Genomic DNA, 18,865 nt, shown 5'->3' with positions numbered 1-18,865 from the left:
GTTCGGGCGGCGCCGCCTAGTTGCGGCCGTAGCGGTCGAGCTCGTGGAAGAAGCCGTCGATGACGCCGAGCCCGCCCGCGTCCCGCAGCTGGTCGTGCACGTAGCGGCCGAGGGCGATGTCGAGTACGCCGAGGCCGAAGGGGGAGAAGATCACCGGGCGGTCGGCGGGGAGCTCGACCCTGCCTTCCAGGACGTCGAAGAGGGTGCCGTCGAGGAACTCACGGCTGTTGGTGAGCTGTTCGGCCAGGTGCGGGGAGGTGTCCGCCTTCAGGCAGTGCTCGATGTCGTCGACGATGTTCGTGGCGGACAGCAGGATCTCGGGGGCCAGGTCCCGCAGGGACACGTTGAGCACCAGCGGGTTGTGGGCGAACCAGGACGGGTCGTGGACGTGCGGGCTGCCGGCGACCGTGGCGAAGACGACCAGGTCGCTCTCCTTGATCAGCTCCTCGGCGGTGGGGTGCACGACGACGGGCGCGGCGCCGGGGCGGCCGCCGAGGTAGCCGGCGAACGCTTCGGCGTGCTGGTCCGACAGGTCGTGGACGCCGAGCGCGTCGAAGGTCCAGCCGGTCGCCTCCAGGTAGTGGTGGATGTAGCGGGCGATCAGGCCGGTGCCTATGAAGCCGATCCGGCGGGGGCGCTGGCCCCTGCTGAGCCGGTCGGCGGCGAGGGCCGCCGAGGCCGCGGTCCTGGAGGCGCTGATGATCGAGCTCTCCAGGCAGGCGAACGGGTAGCCGGTGGCGTGGTCGTTGAGGATCAGCACGGCGGAGGCGCGCGGAATGCCGGCCGCGACGTTCTCCGGGAAGCTGGAGATCCACTTCAGGCCGTCGGTCGGCCGGTCCCCGCCCACCGACGCGGGCAGGGCGATGATGCGGGAGCTGGGCCGGTCGGGGAACCGCAGGAAGTACGAGGGCGGGTTGACCGATTCGCCCCTGCCGTGGAGCCGGTAGATCTCTTCGGTCAGGTCCACGACCTGCTTCTCGCTGCCGGTGAGCACCTCGGCCACCTGTGCGCCGGTGATGACGGCGAAGGGCGGCACGAGCGACTGACGGGACATGGCTTCCATCCAGGGGATTGGCGAGTGGCAGGCCGGGCGCCGCGGGGCGCCCGGCCTCGGATCCGCCGGTGCGGCGGTGTGCTACGGGTGGTTCGGGAGGGTGACCGGGTCGCCGAGGACGACCGCGATCTCCCGGTTCCCCTCGTACGGTTCCCGGCTGTGCGCCATGCGGAGGTTGTCCACGATCAGCAGGTCTCCGGCGCGCCACGGCTCGCGCAGCGTGTGCTTCTCGTACACCGCGTTGATCGCGAGCACCGTGTCCTCGTCGAGGTGCGCTCCAGAGCCGTACGTGCTGTTGAACGGCAGCCCGTCGTCGCCGAACTCGAACGTCAGGTACTCCCTGATCAGCGGGTCGAGCGTCCACTCGTTGAGGAAGGCGATCTGGTTGAACCAGCCGCGGCGCCCGGTGAGGGGGTGGGTCAGCACGGCGGCGGCGCGCTGGCTGGTGCGCAGGTCGCCGCCCTGCTGCCAGGAGGACGTGATGCCGCGCCGCGCGCAGTACGCCTCGACGGCCGCGCGGTCGGCGGTGCCGAAGGCGTCCGCGAGGCTGACGCCGACGGTATCGGTGTAGTTGCGGTCGAGCCGCCACCCCTGCGTCTCGAAACGGCTGACCAGGCCGGCCGGGAGGGCCTCCAGTACGTCCGCCGAGTCGGCGACGCCGGTGATGCCGCCGGAGTCGGGTGCGGTGAGGCAGGCGAAGAGCAGTGTGCCGGGGACCTCTCGCGCGTAACTCAGCTCGTGGTGCATGCACATGGGCTGGTCGGCGGGCCACTCCGAGGAGGAGTAGACACCGTCGGCGAGCCGTCGCCGGACGGCGAAGCCCTCCCGCTCGGTCATGACCTCGTGCAGGACCTCCCGGCTCACCGCGGCCACGGCCCGGGCGTCCGCCAGGCCGAGGCCCCGCACCAGCAGCGCCCCGTGCTCGGCGACGGTGGCCCGCAGCCGGGCGCGGTGCGCGGCGGCCCAGGCCGCCGGATCGGCGGGGGCCGGGCCGTCGAGGGTCAGCACGGCGGGGCGGCCTTCGGTGCGGGTCACCTCGTACGGGACGGCCCGTGCGTCGGCGGTGGCCGCCGCGGCCGCGGTGGTGGCCGGGGCGGTGGCCGGGGCGGAGTGCGCGCCGGGCGCGGCGGACCCGGAGTCCGCGCCGGGGGAAGCGGCGGTCCCCGCGGCCCCGGAGTCGATCAGTGCGGCGAGCGCGCCGAGCGTCGGGTGCAGCATCAGGTCCTTGAGCGTGAACGCGCGCTCCATGCGGACGACCAGGCGCACGCCCGAGAGCGAGGTGCCGCCCCGGTCGAAGAAGCTGTCGCCGCGCCCGAGCTTTCCGACGGGCACCTTCAGCACCGCCGACCAGGCCCGGGCGAGCTCGCGTTCGGTGTCGGTGACGAGTTCCTCGTGGGCCCGCTCGTCCTCCCCCGTCACCAGTTCCGCGGCCAGGACGCTCAGGGCGCGCTTGTCGGTCTTGCCGTTGGGGGTGAGCGGCAGGGCGTCCAGGCACTCCAGCCTGCCGGGCACCATGTAGACGGGCAGGGTCTCCTTCAGGCGCAGGCGCAGGGTGTCCGGGTCCTCGTCCGAGCCGCTCTGGAAGCCGACCAGGTGGCGGCTCCCGTCGGGGGTGGCGACGACGACGACCGCGCCGTCGCGGACCCCCGGCAGCTTCAGCAGCTGGTTCTCGATCTCGCCGATCTCGATCCGGAAGCCCCGGATCTTGATCTGGGCGTCGCGGCGGCCGAGGAACTCCAGGGTGCCTCCGGGCAGCCAGCGTCCGAAGTCACCCGAGCGGTACAGGCGCTGCCCGGGCCGGTGCGGGTCCTCGCCGAAGACCTGCGCCGTCCGCTCGGGGTCGTTGACGTAGCCGCGGCCCACGCACACGCCGGAGAAGACGATCTCGCCGGGTGCGCCGAGGGGGACGGGCCGCAGGTCCTCGTCGACGATGTAGACGGTGACGTTGCCCACCGCCCGCCCCAGCGGTACGGAGTCCCACACCGGGACCGACGTCATGACCTCGTGGTTGGTGTCGTCCGAGGTCTCGGTCAGCCCGTAGGCGTTCATCAGGGCGATGTGCGGGAAACGCTCGAACCACCGGACGGCGAGTTCCTTCTTCAGCGCCTCGCCGGTGACCGACACGCAGCGCAGGGCGGCCAGTTCACGAGGGGCGTCGTCCAGGCGGGTGAGCACCACCTCCAGGTAGGAGGGGACGGCCTGGAGCACGGCGACCTCGCCCTGCTCGATGGTGTCGAGGTAGCGGTCGACGTCGAGGATCGCGTCCTGTCCGACGATCAGCGTCCGGCCGCCCACGACGAGCGCCGCGACCAGCTGCCACAGCGAGATGTCGAAGGACTGCGGCGCGGTCTGCGCCACCACCTGGCCCTCGCCGATGCCCTGGTCGTCGATCTTGGCGTACAGGTGGTTGACGAACCCGGCGTGCTCGCACATCGCGCCCTTGGGCTCGCCGGTGGAACCCGACGTGAAGTACAGGTAGGCGAGCTGGTCCGCCGCCACGGGGACGCCGGGGTTGTCCTCGCCGTGCCCCTGCGCGTACGCGTCGGTGACGTCGAGGAGCTCCAGCTCCGCGGGCGCGGCCTGCTCCAGGTGCCCGGGGCCGCCCTCCTCGGTCAGGACGAGGCGGCAGCCGGCCCGCACCAGGGTGCGGGCCATCCGGTCGGCCGGGGCGTGCGGCTCGACGGGCAGGTAGGCGGCTCCGGCCTTGAAGATGCCGATGACCGACGCGAGCCAGTCCAGGTTGCGCTCGGTGACCACGGCCACCACCGCTTCGGCGCCCAGTTCCCTGGCGAGCACGGCGTGGGCGATCCGGTTGGCCCGGGCGTTGAGTTCGGCGTACGTCCAGCTCCGGCCGGCGTGCACGGCGGCGGTCTCCGCGGGCCTGGCGGCGGCCTGCTCCTCGAACAGCTCGTGGAACCGCCGGTCGGGGAGTTCCCGCGCCGTTCCGCCGAGTCCGTGGATCTGCAGGCGGTACTCGGCTTCGCCGAGCAGTCCCCGGTCGCGGCCGGGGGCGCCGGGCGCGGCCACCAGCTGTTCCAGAGAGGTGACGTAGTACCCGGCGATCCGGGCCGCCGCCTCGGCGTCCAGGACGTCGGTGCGGTGGCGCAGCAGCAGGGAGGGGCCCTGGGGGCCGTACCGCAGGGTGGTGATCAGGACGGTGTGCCGGTCCGCCGCGGCGGGGTCCCCGTCGGTGTGGCCGAGGTCCAGCACGGTCTCGAAGGCGCCTCCGGCGGGCGCGGCGGCCGCCTGGGCGGCGGTGGCCAGCAGTTCGCGCGGGGTCCCGGCGCCGAGGGACAGCGTCAGGGGCCGCGGGGCGGCCGCGGCGGAGCCCGCGGCGGCCGGCGGGACGTAGCCGCTCACGACGGTCCGCTCACCGCTCAGGGCGGCCAGTACGACGGTGTGCGCGGCGAGCGGCGCGGCGGCCCAGTCGGCGTCCGCGCGCCTGGCCAGCAGCCGGACCCGCGCGGCGAGCCGGACGGGGACCGGGACGGTCAGCTCCGCCCATGCGGTGGGCGCGGGCGCCCCGTCCGGGGTCCGTGTCGGCGGCACCGAGCGCGGGATCAGCCGCTGGGGGGTTCCGGTGGTCGTCATCGTCTCTCCTGTCAGGCCTGCGGGCCGCTGTCGGGGGCGACGGTGAAGGGGGCCGCGGCGAACGGCGCGTCACTGACGCCGTCCCAGTCGTAGCCGCGCACGGCGGCGACGAACGCGCCCACGCGCTCGGCGCCCCAGAACGCCTCGCGCCCGTGCATGAAGAACGGCACCCCGAAGGCGTCGTCGTGGTAGGCGGCGATCAGGCACTCGACGCCCTTGCTCCGCAGGTCCGGGTCCTCGACCGCGTCGGCGATCGAGGGGTCGAGGCCGAGCTCGCCGGCGATGGCCGCGATGGTCTCCCGGTCGGCGAGGTCCCGGCCCTCGTGCCAGCGCGCGCGGTAGGCGAGGTCGACGAACTGCCGTCCCATGCCCTTCTCCCGCGCCGCGAGGTAGGCCAGGTGGGAGACCTCCCAGTGCGGGGCGCGGTCGACCGGCCAGGTCACGTGCCAGCCGCGGGCGTGCGCCCAGCGACGGGCGTCGCGGAGGATGTAGAAGTTCTTGGAGCGGTGCATCGGCATCACCGGCAGGGTGACCCCGGCCTCGGTGAGGAGCTGGGTGGACCTCTCGTCGGGCTCCCAGTACGGGATCCACTCGATCTGGTCGAGGACGTCGGGGTACTTCTCGGTGAGGTCCCGGTACGCGAACCACGAGTACGGGCTGCGAAGCGAGAAGTACCACCTGGGGTTCTTCTTCCTGCGGGTGGTCACAGGGATATCCCCCCGTCGATCTGGAAGACGGATCCGGTGATGTAGCCCGCGCGCTCGCCGGCGAGGAACGCGACCAGCTCGGCGACCTCCTCGGCGGTACCCATGCGGCCCAGGGCCACGTTCGCGAGGGCCCCCTCCACGGCGCGCTCGGACACGGCCGCGGTCATGTCGGTGTCGACGAATCCGGGGGCGGCCACGTTGACGCGGATGCCGTAGCGGCCGACCTCCTTGGCCAGCGACCGGGAGAAGCCGATGATCCCGGCCTTGGAGGCGGCGTAGTTGGTCTGGCTGGCGTTGCCGTAGATCCCGGCGACCGAGGAGATGTTGACGATGCTGCCCTCGCGGCGCTTCATCATGGGGAAGGCCACCGCGCGGCACACGTGGAAGACCCCGTCGAGGTTGGTCGAGAGGACCGACTTCCAGTCGTCGTCGGACATCATCACCAGCCCCTTGTCGCGGGTGATGCCGGCCGAGGTGACCGCGGTCGCGACCGGCCCCAGCTCGTCCTCGGTGGCGGCCACCCACGCGCGCACCGCGGCCGCGTCGCTGACGTCGACGCGCCGGTAGAGCACGCGTGCGCCGAGCTGGTCGGCCTCCTTGGCCAGGGTCTGCGCCGCCTCCTCCCGGGAGTGGTAGCAGAAGCTCACGTCGTAGCCGTCGGCGGCGAGCTTGAGCACGGTGGCCCGGCCGATGCCTCGGGAGCCTCCGCTGATCAGCGCCACGGGCCTGCTGTCGGTCATCGGGTGGCCTCTCGGTTGCTGCCGGCGGGCGTGCCGGTGGGGCGGAGCTGTTCGGCGGGGCGGAAGGCCATCACCATCCGGGTCACGCTCATCACGGTCTCGTCGCCGCGGTGGCTGGTCCCCTCGAAGATCACCGAGTCGGTGAGGGCCCTGGTGATCCGGACCCGGTGCTCGATCAGTTCGCCGGGCCGCACCGGCCGGTGGAACTCGGCGTCGGCCACGGAGCCGAAGAGCATGACCTGGCCGACGGGCGCGTCGGCGATCGCCGACGCCAGCAGCCCGGCCGTCTGGCCCCAGGACTCGATGAGCAGGGACGGCGGGTAGTCCAGCGGGGATCCGGGGGACATCCCCTGGTACCAGGGCTCGTTGTGGGTGACGGCCTTGACGGCGCGGATGTACTCGCCGGGTAGGAGTTCCAGTACCCGGTCCACGAGCAGCATGGGGTAGCGGTGCGGAAGCAGATCCGTCACCCGGGGCAGGGACCGCACGGGTGCGGTGGTCATCGCACACCTCCGGCGGGCTCGTAGCGCAGCCGTACGGACGCGGCCTTGCCGCGCTCCGTCGCCGCGACGGCGTCGCAGCGCAGTCCGGCCTCCGTACGGCGCCACTTGAGGGTGAGGGTGAGGGTGTCCCCGGGGTAGACGGCTCCGGCGAACCGCGCCGATTCGACGGCGGCGAGTTCGGTGGGGGCCGGAGCGGCGTCCCCGTCGGTGGCCGCGCGCTGTACGCATTCCAGCACGCAGACCCCGGGGAAGATCGGGAAGTCGGGGTAGTGGCCGGCGAACACCGGCTCGCTCGCGAGGATCTCGACGCGGGCGGTGGCGGCCAGGCCGTCCTCGGTACGGGATTCCACCCGGACCTCGGCGGCGACCGGGCTGACCGGGGCGGGCGCGGCCGTGGTCACGAGGTACCTCCCAGCCGCAGCACCGCGCAGGCCAGCGAGCCGTCGCGGTCGGCGGACGTGACGACGGCGACCTGGCCGGCCGCCTGGGCGTCGCCCGCGGCGGTGGCCAGCAGCATGGCGATCTGGAACGACCCGGAGGCCGCGGAGACGTCGCCGATCCGGCTCACGGCGGGTACCCGCTCCAGGGCCTCGGCGCCGCAGACCTCGGTGAGCACCTCGCGCTCCAGGTGGCCGAGCAGGCCGGGGGCGTCACCGGCGCCGGCCGCCCACACCTCCCGCGGGCGGACGCCCGCGGCGTCGAGGGCGGAGCGTACGCAGGCCTCCAGGGCCGGGCGCACCAGGCTGCCCGTGGCCACCCGGGTCCGTACGGCCAGGACCTCGGCGAGCGCCGGCCGTCCGGGGGCGAAGCGGTCGGCCGGCTCGATGAGCAGGACGGCCGCGCCCTCGCCGAGCGGGACGCCGGGCGCCTCGGCGCCCCGGCTGTGCCGCTCCAGCCAGTAGCGGGCGGCCGAGTACTCCTCGGCGGCGGCGCAGAGCACGGTGTCGGCGCGGCCCGAGGAGAGCAGCCGGGTCGCGTAGTTCAGGGAGAGCAGGCTCGCCGCGCGGCCGCCGGCCAGCGTGGTGTTGGGACCCTTGATGCCGTACCAGATGGCGCACTGGCCGGCGGCGCAGTTCATGACGGCGTTGGGCATCACGGCCGGGTCGACGTCGTAGGGCCGGTCGCCGACCAGCGAGCTGCGGGTGAAGTCCATCATGCTGGCGGCGCTGCCGGTGGTGGTGGCGAGCACCAGCGCGGCCCGCTCGCCGGTCTCCGACTCCCGGACGGCGCCCGGCCGATCGAGCAGCGAGCCGACGGCGGCCACGGCGAGGCCGGTGACCCGGTCCATGGAGCGGGTGCCCTTCTTGCCGAGCACCTCGCGGGTCTCGAAGCCGGGTACCAGATGGGCCCGGCCGCCGGGCACCTTCCAGCGCGCGGTGTCCACCGGGGCGCCCGTCGAGCGCCCGCTGCGCAGGCCCTCGGTCAGCGCGTCGGCGCCGATGCCGTACGGGGAGACCGCCGACCAGCCGGTGATGACCGCCCGGGCTGCCACGGCGGTGCTCATGACGCCGCCCGGCGGGGGGTGGAGAGCGCGGCCACCGTGGACTCGTCGAACTCGGCCATCTCCCACTGGTTGGGCGCCGACTCGTGGAGGTAGCCGTGGGTGATGGTGCCGGTGGCGGTCTTCACGAGCGAGCCGTCGCGCAGGACGTAGCAGTCCATGCGGGTGGAGTAGAGGAGCGTCTTGAAGACGCTCTCGACCGTGTAGACGGTGTAGAGCTCCTCCTCCATCACGGTCTCGTCGAGGATCTCGATCCGGGACTGGGTGACGACGGGGATCCAGCCCCGGGTGTCGAGGACCTTCTTGATGGGGAGGCCCCGGTCGGCGAGGAAGAGGTCCTCGACCTCCTCCATGATCCGCAGGAAGCCGGACATCTGGACGCGCTCGTTGAAGTGGCAGTAGAAGTACGGCATCCGCCAGCGCCAGCCGAAGGCGTTGGTGTCGCCGATGATCTCGTCCAGGACGGGGTCGGCGGTGGTGCCGCGGCCCGCGGTGAACTCCCCGTAGGGCCGGGGGGCCGCCGCGATCCCGCGGCGTTCGCCGGTGCCCAGGCGGACGGCGGTGAACCGCTCGATCCCCTCGGGCAAGGACTCCTCGGCCTTGATGTGGTCGTCGACGCGCAGGACGACCTGCACCTTGGAGCCCGCGCACTTGACGCGCTTGCCGTCGCGCTCGACGTACAGCTCGACCTTGAAGCGGAGCCGGTCCTCGCCGGCCTTGGTGGCCGGGGTGACGACCGCTTCCACCTCGTCGTCGACGGCGAGCAGCGCGGCGAGGCGGGAGTGGATGTCCACCACGTCGAATCCGAGCCCGAAGCGCCGGTAGAGGTCGCCGACGGGCAGGCCCGCGGACCTGAAATGGTTCAGGACGGCGGCCTCGGCAACGTAGTTGATGTGCTTGAAGCCGATGGCGAAGCTGATGTTGTTGCCTTCGAACAGGGGGCGCAGCCGTCCTGTCGTCGGGTTCTCCAGCAGCGCCGTCACAGCGGGATGGGGCGTCGGGCCCATCACGGACTCCTTCGTAGGGGGGCGGATCGGGTCGGACGTGGGATGGATCGGGGGCACCGGGTCAGGCCGCCGGGAGCCCGGCCGGTTCGGGGGTCCGGTCGAGGACGGACCACACGGTGCGGGCCAGCCACTCGGGCCGCTCCAGCATCGGGAAGTGGCCGCAGCCGGGCACGGTCACACAGGTGCCCGCGGGCAGCCGGGCGGCGAGCCGGCGGGCCTCGTCCACGGGGGCCGCGAGGTCGAGCTCGCCGCCGATCACCAGCGCCGGGGTCTCCACGAGGTCGACGCGGAACAGCGGGGTGCGCAGATAGGTCTCGAAGAAGCGGAGCCAGCCGTACGGGCCGACCCATTCGGTCATCCGGCGGGCCATGTCGGCCCGCAGGTCCTCGCCGATGGGCCGGTCGAGCGTGCGCAGCCGGATGGACTCGGCCATGGTGCGCGGGAAGTCGGCCATGCTCGTACCGAGCAGGTTCCAGTGGAACTCGTCGGCGTCGGCCCGGTAGAAGGGGTTGACCAGGACGACGGCGGCGACGTCGAGCGGATCCCCGGCGGCCGCCCGGCGGGCGAGCAGTTCGAGCAGCAGCACCGAGCTGAAGGAGTGGGCCACCACCACGTCGGCGCCGCCGGGGACCGCGTCCAGGACGCCTTGGAGCAGCGCCGCCGAATCGCTCTCGTGCCGCCATCCGGCGATCCCGCCGCTGTGCCAGGGCAGCCGGGGCGCGTGGACCCGTACCCGCGGGTCCCAGTGCCCGGCCATCGGCTCCCAGATCGACTCGTTGTTGCCGAGTCCGTGGAGCAGCACCACATCGCTCATGCCGCGCCCTCGGCGCGGACCAGGGCGGCTCCGGCGCCTCCGATCAGGGCGTACACCGGCTCGGTGTGCCCCTGCGCGAACCAGCCGGCCGCGGCGGCGCACTGTACGACGCCCAGCGCGCCGGAGAGTTCGCCCCAGCCGTCGAGGGTGAGCCGCAGGGCGGAGCCGGAGTCCGGACCCGTCTCGGGCGTGAGCCAGAGCCCGGCGCCGGGGACCGGCCCGGAGAGCCGGGCGACGGTGTCCTCGGGCCGGGAGGTGCGGACGAGGGGGCCGAGCAGCGCCTTGGCGGATGCCGTGGGGGTGCGGCTGAGCACCAGGGCGGCGCCGCCGTCGGCCACCGGCCCGTCCACGAGGCGGCGGGTCACCTCGTTGTCCGGCTCGACGCCGGTGACCACCATGTGGTCGGCGCGGCCGGAGCGGAGCATCAGGGCGGCCCAGCGGACCGCGTCGAGACCCGAGGTCCTGCCGTTGCACACGGTGAGGTTGGGGCCGCGCAGTCCGAACCGGATCGCGGTCTCCGAGGCGATGATGTTGCTGGAGGCGTTGGGGGTGTCCATCGGGCTGAGTGCGCTGGTGGACTCCTTGGCGATGGTCTCCACGGCTCGGCAGACGGTGTCCGCGTTGCCGAGGTTGGAGCTGACCACGACGCCGACGCGCTCGCCGGGGACGGTGGGTTCCCAGCCGTCGAGGAACCCGGCGTCGGTGAGCGCCGCGTACGCGAGGTGCAGTCCGAGCCGGGTGGCGCGGTCCTTGAAGCGCAGACCCTTCTTGCCGATGAGGGCAGCGGCGTCCACCGGGGCGGCGCCGGGGACGGCGGGCCGCAGGAGGGCGCGCGGGTCGGCCGCGCCGGGCAGGGCCACGGCGACACCGGAGACGGCGACGCTCATGCGGCACCTCCCACGATCGCGACGGCGTTGACGCCGCCGAAGCCGAAACTGTTGACCTGGGCCAGGCGCAGGGGCGCCGCCAGCGGCGCGCCGGTCACCAGGTGGAGCCCGGCGCCCTCGGGCAGTGGTTCGACGAGGCCCGCGACGGGCGGGACGAGTCCGGTGTCGAGGGAGCGCACCGCGACGATCAGGCTGAGCAGCCCGGCCGAGCCCGAGGTGTGTCCGGTGAGCGATTTGATGCCGGTGAGCGCCGGGGCGGCGCCGTCGAACACCCGGGTGGTCACGGTGGCTTCCGTACGGTCGTTGAGCGGGGTGCCGGTGGCGTGCAGGACGACGAGGTCGATCTCGTCGGGCGTGACCCGCGCCAGCTCCTGGGCCTCGCGGACGGCGGCCTCCACTCCGGCCTCGTCCGGCGCGGTCTGGTGGTGGGCGTCGCAGTTGACGGCCACCGAGCGCAGCCAGGCGCGCACCGGACGGTCCTCGGCGGCGCTGCGGGTGAGGACGACGGCGGCGGCGCCCTCGCCCAGGATGGTGCCCTGGCGGTCCTTGTCGAAGGGGCGCACGGAGGGCGGCGGGTCGAACTGGACGCGGTCCGCCTGGCCGAACATGCTCTCGGTGACCACGTCGCAGCCGGCCACGATGACCGTCTCCGCCTCGCCGAGTTCCAGCATGTCCCAGGCCAGGGCGAGGGCGTACAGCGAGGCGGAACAGGCACCGGCGAACGTGTGGGTGTCGTCGGCGCCGAACCTGCGCCGCAGCGCGTCCTCGAAGTGGAGCCCGTCGGCGTCGAAGGGGACGCCGTCGCGCCACCACAGCTCCAGGGACCTCAGTTCGCGCAGGCCGGTGCCCACCAGGACCGGGATCCCGGCGAGGTCCTCGGGGAGTCCGGCGTCCTCGGCGGCCTGGCGGACCGCCTCGATCAGGAAGCGGGTGGCGCGGCCCGGTTCGTCGACGCCGTCGGTCTGGCGGTCGTCGATCTCGAAGAGCTGCTGCGCGTTGAAGCGGGACCGGTCGAAGGCCCGCAGGGGCGCCAGCCCGCTGCGTCCCGTGCACAGAGCGGTGAAGATCTCGTCCGGGTTCCGGCCGATGGCGGCGACGGCCCCGACGCCGACGATGGGGTATCTCACGTCCGCGTCCCCTCGTACTTGCCGAGGATCACGATGGCGTTGTTGCCGCCGAAGGCCAGGCCGTTGTTCTGCACGATCCGCAGGTCGGCCTCGACCGCGTGGTTGGGGACGCAGTCGATCCGGCACTCCGGGTCGGTCTTGTGGTGGTTGATGGTCGGGGGGATGAAGCCGTGGGTGATCGCCAGTCCGCAGGCGATGGCCCCGAGGGCGCTGGCCGCGCCCATGGTGTGGCCGAGCATCGACTTCAGCGAGATGGTGCGCGGGGGGCCTTCGCCGAAGACCTTGTTGATGGCGTCGGCCTCGGTGATGTCGTTCGCCTTGGTGCCCGTGCCGTGGGCGGAGATCAGGTCGACCTCCTCGGGCTTCACGCCCGCGTTCTCCAGGGCGATGCGCATGGCCTGGGCGACGCTGTCGCCGTTCGGCGCGACCTGGTGGTACGCGTCGCAGTTGAGGCCGTAGCCGAGGACCTCTGCGTAGATGGTGGCGCCGCGGGCCAGGGCCGAGTCGAGGCTCTCCAGGACCAGCACGCCCGCGCCCTCACCGGTGAGGATGCCCTTGCGGTCGGCGTCGAAGGGCTGGCAGAACTCCGGGGCGATGGTGCCCAGCCGGTAGAAACCGGTGAAGGTCTTGCGGCACATCGCGTCCGCGCCTCCGCACAGCGCGAACTCGACCTCGCCGGAGCTCACCGCGTCGAAGCCGTACCCGATCGCGTAGTTGCCCGCGGAGCAGGCGGTGGCGATGGTGGGGGCCTCGATGTCGGTGAGCTCCAGCTCCTGGGCGATGGCCGTGGAGAGCCTGGCCGGCGACACGCGCCGGACGATCTCCGGGTCCATGTGCTCCGGGCCGTCCGCGAGTTCGGCGGCCACCAGCTGGTCCAGCTCGTAGGACTCGCCGTCCGTGGTGCCGACGGAGATGAGCCCCCGTCGGCCGGCGAGTTCGGCCGGATCCAGACCGGCGTCCTGCACGGCCATCCGCGCCGCCGCTACGGCGAAGCGGCTGGCCCGGCCCAGCTCACGCACCGGGGTGCGGGAGATCCACTGTTCGGGCTCGAAGCCCTTGACCTCGCACCCGTTGACGTGGGCGAAGCCTTCGACGTCGAACACCGAGATCGGGCTGACGCCGCTACGCCCGGCCCGCAGACTGGCGGTGAACTCCTCGGCCCCGATGCCAATGCTGGAGATGACTCCCATGCCGGTGAGGACCACCCGGCGTTTCCCGGTGTCGGCGCCGGGGCGTACTGAGGACATGCTCTTCCCCCTTCAGACCTGCGAACCTGCGGTGCGGCGGACGTGCGGGCCGGGTCAGCGGACGGGAGCCGCCGACACGACGTCGTAGACGCGCTCCAGGTTGACCATCTGGGCGAGCTCGGACTGGTCGATGGTGATACCGAATTCCTTTTCCAGGGAGGCGAGGATTTCGATGGCACGCAGCGAGTCGGCGCCGTGGTCGTCGATGAAGAGACTGGTCTCGCTGACTTCGTCCTCTTCGAGTTCAAGGATGTCGCAGACGATTTCCTTGATGGCGGTGCGGCGCTCGTCGGTGAGGGTCGACATGATTGTGCTTCTCCTAGATCGCTGAATCGCTGGTCGTCCGTGAGGTGCGCTCGGGCCGCCGTCACGGAGAAATTCGTGGGCCTCTTCAGGCGGCGTCGGCGGCCATTGCTGCGGCGAGGCTGCGCGGACGCATGTCCGTCCAGTGCTCGTTCACGTAGTCCAGGCACTCGGCCCGGGCGGCCTTGCCGTGCGCCACGGTCCAGCCCGCCGGAACCTCAGCGAAGCCGGGCCAGAGGGAATGCTGTCCCTCTTCGTTCACAAGTACGTAGTACTCGGCACTCTCGTCCTCGAATGGATTGGCCATCGACTGTTCCCTTCCTGACGCTGTCGCCCAATTCGGTCCGACCTTAGGCGTCCGGGAATCGCCTCGACAAGGCCTGTCGGCCCGGCAGGCGCCGCAGCCTGTGAGAGATTGCAATGAAAGGAATTGAATAATGTATTGCGCGGTTTCACCGCGCGACTCCGGGCCGACCGCGGCGGCGGCGAAAAGGTACGTTTGCTCCGCCCCGGCGCCCCGCCGCGGCCGACGCCGGCCCCGTTCGCCGTGCGCACCGGCGGCCGGGTCTCCTTCCGGCCATCGAAGAATTCTTGGCGTGATCGGCGCCGTCGGGTCCCAGCCAGTACGGTCGACCGTGCCATCCCCCCTACCCCGAGCAGGGAGTTCAGGTGTCCGGACCGCTGATCAGGCCGTTGCCGCGGCCACAGGCGGAGCTGACCCTGCTCTGCCTGAGCTTCTGCGGCGGCGGCACGGCGCGCTTTCGCCCCTGGGCGCAGGCTCTCCCGCAGGACGTGGAACTGGTCCTGTACTGCTATCCGGGCCGGGAGGGGCGCTTCACCACCGCGTTCGCGCGGGACTGGGAGCAGCTCCTCGCCGAGGCGCTGGGGGCGGTGCGGGCCCTGGGCCCGCGCCCGTACGTACTCCTGGGGCACAGCATGGGGGCCTGGGTCGCCTTCGACCTGGCGGTGCGGGCGGAGCAGGCGGGCGGGCCCGGGCCGCGGGCCGTGGTCGTCTCCGCCGCCCACGCTCCCACGCGCGTACGGGAAGCCCTGGCGACTCCCCCGGGCCTGCGCGACACCGACGAGGGACTGCTCGACTGGATGGCCTCGTCAGGGCAGTTGACGGACGCGGTCCGGGCCGAGCCCGAGCTGGCGCGGATGGCCGTCGACACCTTCCGCGCCGACCTGCGCGTCCTGGACGGCTACCGCCCGCGGCCCGGTACACGCGTACGGGCGCCGCTGCAGGTGCTGTACGGGGAGCGGGACGACATGGACGACGCCGGGGCGCGGGAGTGGCGCCCGCTGACGGCGGGCGGCTTCACGGCCACGCGGCTGCCCGGTGGGCACTTCTACACGCCCGAGGTGTGGCAGCGGCTGCCCGACCACGTGCGCGCGCTGCGCCCGGCCGGGCCGGACGGAGCGGGCGGTGCCCGCGCCGCCGGTGTTCAGGCCGCCGACGCCTCCCTCAGCACCCGGCCCCGGATCGCCCGCAGCATGGACGCGCGCGTCGCTCCGCTGCCCCACCTGATGAACAGCCAGTAGGGAGCGAACTTGCGCCGGGTCCGGTCGTCCGTCGCGAAGATCCGGGTCTCCGTGGAGAGGATCCCGCCGGCGTAGCGGACGTTCATCCCGATCTTCAGGATTCCCGGATCGGCGCATTCCCGGACGATCTCGGAGATCGTGCCCGGCGGCCGGGGTATGTCGTCCATCGACTGCACTCCGGCGAAGAGGAACTCTTCGTCTCCGCTGGGCACCACCTCGCCGCTTTCTCGGAGGTAGTCGGAGACGATGCGGCGCTCCGCCGACACGTCGGCCCGGGTGATGGCGACGAGCAGCCGCGCGAGAGGCGCCTCGGCCCAGGTGGTCGCGTACACGGCTCGCATCACGTCGTCCACCGTGCCGGCGACGGGAATCCGGTGGATCTCCCTGAAATGCCATTGCGGCACCAGGCGGTCCAGTTCCGACTGATCGCCACGGGCCATTTCGATCTCCTCGCGCCATTACGGATCAATTCGCTGTACATCCTAGGGAAGAACACCGGCACCCTTCCTCCGAGCCGAACCGGATGGCAGTTTGCTGCCATTTCGCGCACGCGGAAAACGGTGACCTCGATGTCGCCTCCCGCGGGACAGCCCCTAAACTCCGTCCAATGCGCGACGACACACGACACCGGCTGCGAAGCGCCGCTCCGAGCGTCCTCTGCGGGGTGCTGGGGGCGGGCGCCCTGGCCGCCGCCCTGCTCGCCGCCCCTTCGGCGGGCTGGCGGGCCGTCCTGCCGATGGTGGTGGCGGTCACGGCGGTGCTCGCCCTGACCGCCTTCCCCGCCCGGGTCCCGCTCACGGCGACGGCCGTGACCGTGGCCGTGACGTCGGCCCTGGGGACGGCCGCCCAGATGCCGCCGCCCGCCGAGTCGCAGCCGCACCCGGGCGCCCCCCTCGCCCTGATCGAGGCGGCCGCCCTGCTGGTGCTCGTCCTGCTGCTGGCCCGGCGCGCTCCCGTCCGCCGGGCCGTCGTGCTCGGCTCGGTGACCGGGCTGCTGGAATCGACGGTCGTGCTGCGCCTCCAGCTGCCGCCGACGGTCCTGGAAGCCGCGGGGCAGAGCGCCTTCTTCGCACTCGGCGCCGTCGGAGCCGCCGCGGTGGGCGGCTATCTGCGCACGCTGGAGTCCCGCAGGCTGCGCGCGGTGCACGACGCCCGCCGCACCCAGCGCCTCCAACTGGCCCGCGACCTGCACGACTTCGTGGCCCACGACGTCTCGGGCATCGTGGTGCTCGCCCAGGCCGCCCAGGTGATCGGCGCCGCCCAGCCGGACAAGGTCCTGCCGCTCCTGGCCCAGATCGAGGCCGCGGGTCTCCAGGCGCTGGGCTCCATGGACCGTACGGTCCACATGCTCGACGGCGCCGACGGGGACGCGGCCTCCGGGGACGCGGGACACAGCGGTGAGGGCCAGCCCCAGGCCTACGGGCTGGCCGACGTCGTGGACGTCATCGACCGGTTCCGGGACGCGGGACGGGCCGAGGTCGACCTCGGCATCGACCTGTCGCCCGGTCACGTCGGGCGGGTTCCCCGCGAGGTGGCCGCCACCGCCCACCGGGCGGTCGTGGAGGCGCTGACCAACATCCGCCGGCACGCCCCGACCACTCCGCTGATCCGTGTCCGGGTGCTGCCCGACCTCTCCGGCCCCGTCCCCGTACTGGCCGTGTCCGTGACCAACAGCGCGCCGTCCATCAGCGAAGCGGGGCTGGGCGAACGGGGCCGCCGCGGGGGCGGTTCGGGACTGGCGGGCCTCGCCGAACGCGTCGCGGCGCTCGGCGGCACCCTCGACTTCGGCGTCCAGGCCGACGGAGGGTGGCGGACCTCCGCCGCGCTGCCCATCGGAGAATGACCGCGGATAGCGGCGATTAGCAGGTTCGCCGACCGGCCCGCAATATCACTTCGAGACTTCTGATTCCCGCTCCGTATTTCCGCATGCCACCGCTACCGTACCCCTGACAGGCAGCGGCCCATGTTATCCATTTCGGTCATTCCTGAATTGTGCCCGACGACCGGTGGTGGGCTCCCGGCACCGAGCGAGGGAATAATTCATGGACGACCTGATGATTGAAGTCTCGGACATATCGAAGGCCTTCGGCCCGACCAAGGCGCTCGACGGTGTCACCCTCGGCGCGGAGCGGGGGACGGTACTGGGCCTCCTCGGCCACAACGGTGCCGGGAAGACCACGCTCGTCAACATCCTGAGCACGCTGGCCCTGCCGACCTCGGGCCGGGCCCGGGTCGCCGGTCTCGACGTCACCCGCGAAGCGGAGGAGGTCCGTCGGCGCATCGGGCTCACCGGCCAGTACGCGGCGGTGGACGAGACCCTCTCGGGGCGCGGCAACCTCGTCCTGATCGCGCGGCTGCTCGGCGCGTCCCGGAGCCGGGCGGCGGCCCGCGCCGACGAACTGCTGGAGATCTTCGACCTCACGGGCGCCGCGGAGCGCAAGGCGAAGACCTACTCGGGCGGCATGCGCCGGCGCCTGGACCTCGCGGCCGGTCTGGTGGGGCACCCGGGCGTCATCTTCCTGGACGAGCCCACCACCGGCCTCGACCCCGCGGCGCGGCGCGCCCTGTGGGAGATCGTCAAGGGTCTCGTCAAGGACGGCACCACGGTCCTGCTGACCACCCAGTACCTCGACGAGGCCGACTACCTGGCGGATTCGATCACCGTTCTGGCGGCGGGCCGGGTCATCGCGTCCGGCACCGCCGACGAGCTGAAGAACCGGATCGGACGGCGCACCGTATCCGTCACGGTGCGCGGCGAGCAGGACCGCCCGCGGGCCGCCGAGGCGCTGCGGGGTGCCGGGTTCTCGCCCGCCCACGAGGGTGACGGGCTCGTCCTGACGATGCCCGTCACGGACTCCACCGATCTGGCCCGCGTCGTCCGGGCCACCGACGACGCGGAGGTGGACCTCGCGGGACTGGCGTTCGCCGAACCGTCCCTCGACGACGTGTACATGGCCCTGAACCACTCCACCGGACACCAGGCAGGGATTCCCCGATGACCATCACCACCAGCCGGGCGGCCGACCCGCCGACCCGCGAAGCCGCCGCCGCGGCGCCCCCGCAGTTCGGCGGGACCGGCATCCTGAAGCAGATCTACGTCCTGTCCGGCCGGTCACTGCGGGCCCTGCGCGAGCCCGCCCTGGTGCTCCCGGGGGTCCTGGAACCCATCCTGATGCTGACGGTGTTCAGCCAGGTCTTCAAGAGCGTCTCGCAGACCAGCGCGTTCCCCGCCGGGGTCAGCTACATCGACTACCTGCTGCCCGCCTTCCTCGTCACGGGCTCGATCAGCGCGGGGCTCAAGTCGGGCGTGGCCCTGACCACGGAGCTCAACAACGGCATCATCGCCCGCTTCAAGGCGATGCCCATCCACACCGCGTCCATCCTGATCGGCCGGAGCATCGCCGACACGGTGCTCAACACGGTCAACATGCTGGTCATGCTGGTGGCCGCGGCCCTGGTCTTCGGGTTCGACCCGGCCGGCGGGGTGTTCGGCGCGCTGGGCGCGGTCCTGGTCGCGGTGGTGCTGGGCTGGTCGCTGGGCTGGGTGTTCATGGCCCTGTCCGCGTGGCTGCGCCGCCCGGAGGCGCTGCAGCCGATCGGCGGCATCGTCAACATGGTCCTGCTGTTCGCCTCGAACGCGTTCGTGCCCGCCGACGGGCTGCCGGGCTGGCTGAAGGGCTTCGCGGAGGTCAACCCCATGTCCCACGCCATCACGGCCGCGCGTGACCTGGCCTTCGGGGAGCCCCGGCTGAGTACGGTCCTGGCTCCGCTGGGCATCTGCCTGGTGGTCGTGGCCCTCACCGCGCCGCTGGCGATCCGCAGCTTCCGCAAGGTCTCGTGAG

General features: G+C 72.6%; 19 protein-coding genes. 4 read left to right on the top strand and 15 right to left on the bottom strand.

Annotated elements, in window-relative coordinates:
- Nucleotides 1-16 precede the first annotated feature (16 nt).
- The 14 genes from sbnB to QMF80_RS15870 all read right to left on the bottom strand — a co-directional run bounded on the left by sbnB (nt 17) and on the right by QMF80_RS15870 (nt 13,788).
- Nucleotides 17-1,054, bottom strand: a complete 1,038-nt coding sequence (sbnB, locus tag QMF80_RS15935; RefSeq protein ID WP_283453708.1) for a 2,3-diaminopropionate biosynthesis protein SbnB — start codon at nt 1,052-1,054, stop codon at nt 17-19.
- 81 nt (nt 1,055-1,135) lie between these two features.
- Complete coding sequence (locus QMF80_RS15930) at nt 1,136-4,645, bottom strand: non-ribosomal peptide synthetase (protein ID WP_283453706.1); 3,510 nt, start codon at nt 4,643-4,645, stop codon at nt 1,136-1,138.
- Nucleotides 4,646-4,656: 11 nt separating this feature from the next.
- The gene (locus QMF80_RS15925; protein WP_283453705.1) at nt 4,657-5,352 is read right to left on the bottom strand and encodes a 2-hydroxychromene-2-carboxylate isomerase; all 696 of its coding nucleotides are present in this window, start codon (nt 5,350-5,352) and stop codon (nt 4,657-4,659) included.
- A complete protein-coding gene (gene fabG, locus QMF80_RS15920; RefSeq protein ID WP_283453703.1) occupies nt 5,349-6,092 on the bottom strand; it encodes a 3-oxoacyl-ACP reductase FabG in 744 nt (247 codons plus the stop codon). Before fabG ends, QMF80_RS15925 begins: the two co-directional genes overlap by 4 nt.
- Nucleotides 6,089-6,595 carry a 3-hydroxyacyl-ACP dehydratase FabZ family protein gene (locus QMF80_RS15915; protein WP_283453701.1) on the bottom strand — a complete coding sequence of 169 codons (507 nt, stop codon included), beginning with the start codon at nt 6,593-6,595 and terminating at the stop codon, nt 6,089-6,091. Before QMF80_RS15915 ends, fabG begins: the two co-directional genes overlap by 4 nt.
- Nucleotides 6,592-6,996 carry a 3-hydroxyacyl-ACP dehydratase FabZ family protein gene (locus QMF80_RS15910; protein ID WP_283453699.1) on the bottom strand — a complete coding sequence of 135 codons (405 nt, stop codon included), beginning with the start codon at nt 6,994-6,996 and terminating at the stop codon, nt 6,592-6,594. Before QMF80_RS15910 ends, QMF80_RS15915 begins: the two co-directional genes overlap by 4 nt.
- Nucleotides 6,993-8,099, bottom strand: coding sequence for a beta-ketoacyl synthase N-terminal-like domain-containing protein (locus QMF80_RS15905; RefSeq protein ID WP_283453697.1), 1,107 nt, complete (start codon nt 8,097-8,099; stop codon nt 6,993-6,995). Before QMF80_RS15905 ends, QMF80_RS15910 begins: the two co-directional genes overlap by 4 nt.
- Nucleotides 8,096-9,103: an acyl-CoA thioesterase family protein gene (locus tag QMF80_RS15900; RefSeq protein WP_283453695.1), complete on the bottom strand. Its 1,008-nt coding sequence runs from the start codon at nt 9,101-9,103 to the stop codon at nt 8,096-8,098. Before QMF80_RS15900 ends, QMF80_RS15905 begins: the two co-directional genes overlap by 4 nt.
- Before the next feature lie 61 nt (nt 9,104-9,164).
- Nucleotides 9,165-9,917, bottom strand: a complete 753-nt coding sequence (locus QMF80_RS15895) for an alpha/beta fold hydrolase (protein WP_283453693.1) — start codon at nt 9,915-9,917, stop codon at nt 9,165-9,167.
- A complete protein-coding gene (locus QMF80_RS15890) occupies nt 9,914-10,804 on the bottom strand; it encodes a beta-ketoacyl synthase N-terminal-like domain-containing protein (protein WP_283453690.1) in 891 nt (296 codons plus the stop codon). The genes QMF80_RS15895 and QMF80_RS15890 overlap by 4 nt, the downstream gene beginning before the upstream one ends.
- Complete coding sequence (locus tag QMF80_RS15885; protein ID WP_283453687.1) at nt 10,801-11,931, bottom strand: beta-ketoacyl-[acyl-carrier-protein] synthase family protein; 1,131 nt, start codon at nt 11,929-11,931, stop codon at nt 10,801-10,803. The genes QMF80_RS15890 and QMF80_RS15885 overlap by 4 nt, the downstream gene beginning before the upstream one ends.
- Nucleotides 11,928-13,178 (bottom strand): beta-ketoacyl-[acyl-carrier-protein] synthase family protein, encoded by a 1,251-nt coding sequence (locus QMF80_RS15880; RefSeq protein WP_283453685.1) that lies wholly within the window; start codon nt 13,176-13,178, stop codon nt 11,928-11,930. Before QMF80_RS15880 ends, QMF80_RS15885 begins: the two co-directional genes overlap by 4 nt.
- Nucleotides 13,179-13,232: 54 nt before the next feature.
- Nucleotides 13,233-13,484, bottom strand: coding sequence for an acyl carrier protein (locus tag QMF80_RS15875; protein WP_283453684.1), 252 nt, complete (start codon nt 13,482-13,484; stop codon nt 13,233-13,235).
- 85 nt (nt 13,485-13,569) lie between these two features.
- Nucleotides 13,570-13,788 (bottom strand): MbtH family protein, encoded by a 219-nt coding sequence (locus QMF80_RS15870; protein WP_283453682.1) that lies wholly within the window; start codon nt 13,786-13,788, stop codon nt 13,570-13,572.
- 362 nt (nt 13,789-14,150) lie between these two features.
- On the opposite strand from QMF80_RS15870, the gene QMF80_RS15865 reads away from it, so the two are divergent.
- Nucleotides 14,151-15,023 carry a thioesterase II family protein gene (locus QMF80_RS15865; RefSeq protein WP_283453679.1) on the top strand — a complete coding sequence of 291 codons (873 nt, stop codon included), beginning with the start codon at nt 14,151-14,153 and terminating at the stop codon, nt 15,021-15,023.
- Here QMF80_RS15865 and QMF80_RS15860 read toward each other — a convergent pair.
- Complete coding sequence (locus QMF80_RS15860; RefSeq protein ID WP_283453677.1) at nt 14,927-15,463, bottom strand: hypothetical protein; 537 nt, start codon at nt 15,461-15,463, stop codon at nt 14,927-14,929. The genes QMF80_RS15865 and QMF80_RS15860 overlap by 97 nt on opposite strands.
- A gap of 167 nt (nt 15,464-15,630) precedes the next feature.
- On the opposite strand from QMF80_RS15860, the gene QMF80_RS15855 reads away from it, so the two are divergent.
- From QMF80_RS15855 to QMF80_RS15845, 3 genes are all read left to right on the top strand, one after another.
- A complete protein-coding gene (locus tag QMF80_RS15855; RefSeq protein ID WP_283453675.1) occupies nt 15,631-16,866 on the top strand; it encodes a sensor histidine kinase in 1,236 nt (411 codons plus the stop codon).
- A gap of 199 nt (nt 16,867-17,065) precedes the next feature.
- On the top strand, nt 17,066-18,022 hold the full coding sequence (locus QMF80_RS15850; protein ID WP_283453672.1) for an ATP-binding cassette domain-containing protein: 957 nt from the start codon (nt 17,066-17,068) through the stop codon (nt 18,020-18,022).
- A complete protein-coding gene (locus tag QMF80_RS15845) occupies nt 18,019-18,864 on the top strand; it encodes an ABC transporter permease (RefSeq protein ID WP_283453669.1) in 846 nt (281 codons plus the stop codon). The genes QMF80_RS15850 and QMF80_RS15845 overlap by 4 nt, the downstream gene beginning before the upstream one ends.
- The last annotated feature ends 1 nt before the right edge of the window (nt 18,865 follow it).

This window comes from Streptomyces sp. G-G2 (assembly GCF_030063135.1).
Classification (GTDB): Bacteria; Actinomycetota; Actinomycetes; order Streptomycetales; family Streptomycetaceae; genus Streptomyces.
The sequence above is the reverse complement of the archived record's forward strand: the minus strand, read 5'-3'. Positions and strand labels throughout refer to the sequence as shown.

Excerpts from the sequence above, each read along its gene's own strand:
- QMF80_RS15880 (WP_283453685.1), bottom strand. The coding sequence starts at position 13,178 with ATGTCCTCAGTACGCCCCGGCGCCGACACCGGGAAACGCCGGGTGGTC.
- QMF80_RS15905 (WP_283453697.1), bottom strand. The coding sequence starts at position 8,099 with ATGAGCACCGCCGTGGCAGCCCGGGCGGTCATCACCGGCTGGTCGGCG.
- QMF80_RS15860 (WP_283453677.1), bottom strand. The coding sequence starts at position 15,463 with ATGGCCCGTGGCGATCAGTCGGAACTGGACCGCCTGGTGCCGCAATGG.
- QMF80_RS15915 (WP_283453701.1), bottom strand. The coding sequence starts at position 6,595 with ATGACCACCGCACCCGTGCGGTCCCTGCCCCGGGTGACGGATCTGCTT.
- QMF80_RS15900 (WP_283453695.1), bottom strand. The coding sequence starts at position 9,103 with ATGGGCCCGACGCCCCATCCCGCTGTGACGGCGCTGCTGGAGAACCCG.
- QMF80_RS15855 (WP_283453675.1), top strand. The coding sequence starts at position 15,631 with ATGCGCGACGACACACGACACCGGCTGCGAAGCGCCGCTCCGAGCGTC.
- QMF80_RS15870 (WP_283453682.1), bottom strand. The coding sequence starts at position 13,788 with ATGGCCAATCCATTCGAGGACGAGAGTGCCGAGTACTACGTACTTGTG.
- QMF80_RS15845 (WP_283453669.1), top strand. The coding sequence starts at position 18,019 with ATGACCATCACCACCAGCCGGGCGGCCGACCCGCCGACCCGCGAAGCC.
- fabG (WP_283453703.1), bottom strand. The coding sequence starts at position 6,092 with ATGACCGACAGCAGGCCCGTGGCGCTGATCAGCGGAGGCTCCCGAGGC.
- QMF80_RS15890 (WP_283453690.1), bottom strand. The coding sequence starts at position 10,804 with ATGAGCGTCGCCGTCTCCGGTGTCGCCGTGGCCCTGCCCGGCGCGGCC.
- QMF80_RS15895 (WP_283453693.1), bottom strand. The coding sequence starts at position 9,917 with ATGAGCGATGTGGTGCTGCTCCACGGACTCGGCAACAACGAGTCGATC.
- sbnB (WP_283453708.1), bottom strand. The coding sequence starts at position 1,054 with ATGTCCCGTCAGTCGCTCGTGCCGCCCTTCGCCGTCATCACCGGCGCA.
- QMF80_RS15875 (WP_283453684.1), bottom strand. The coding sequence starts at position 13,484 with ATGTCGACCCTCACCGACGAGCGCCGCACCGCCATCAAGGAAATCGTC.
- QMF80_RS15850 (WP_283453672.1), top strand. The coding sequence starts at position 17,066 with ATGGACGACCTGATGATTGAAGTCTCGGACATATCGAAGGCCTTCGGC.
- QMF80_RS15930 (WP_283453706.1), bottom strand. The coding sequence starts at position 4,645 with ATGACGACCACCGGAACCCCCCAGCGGCTGATCCCGCGCTCGGTGCCG.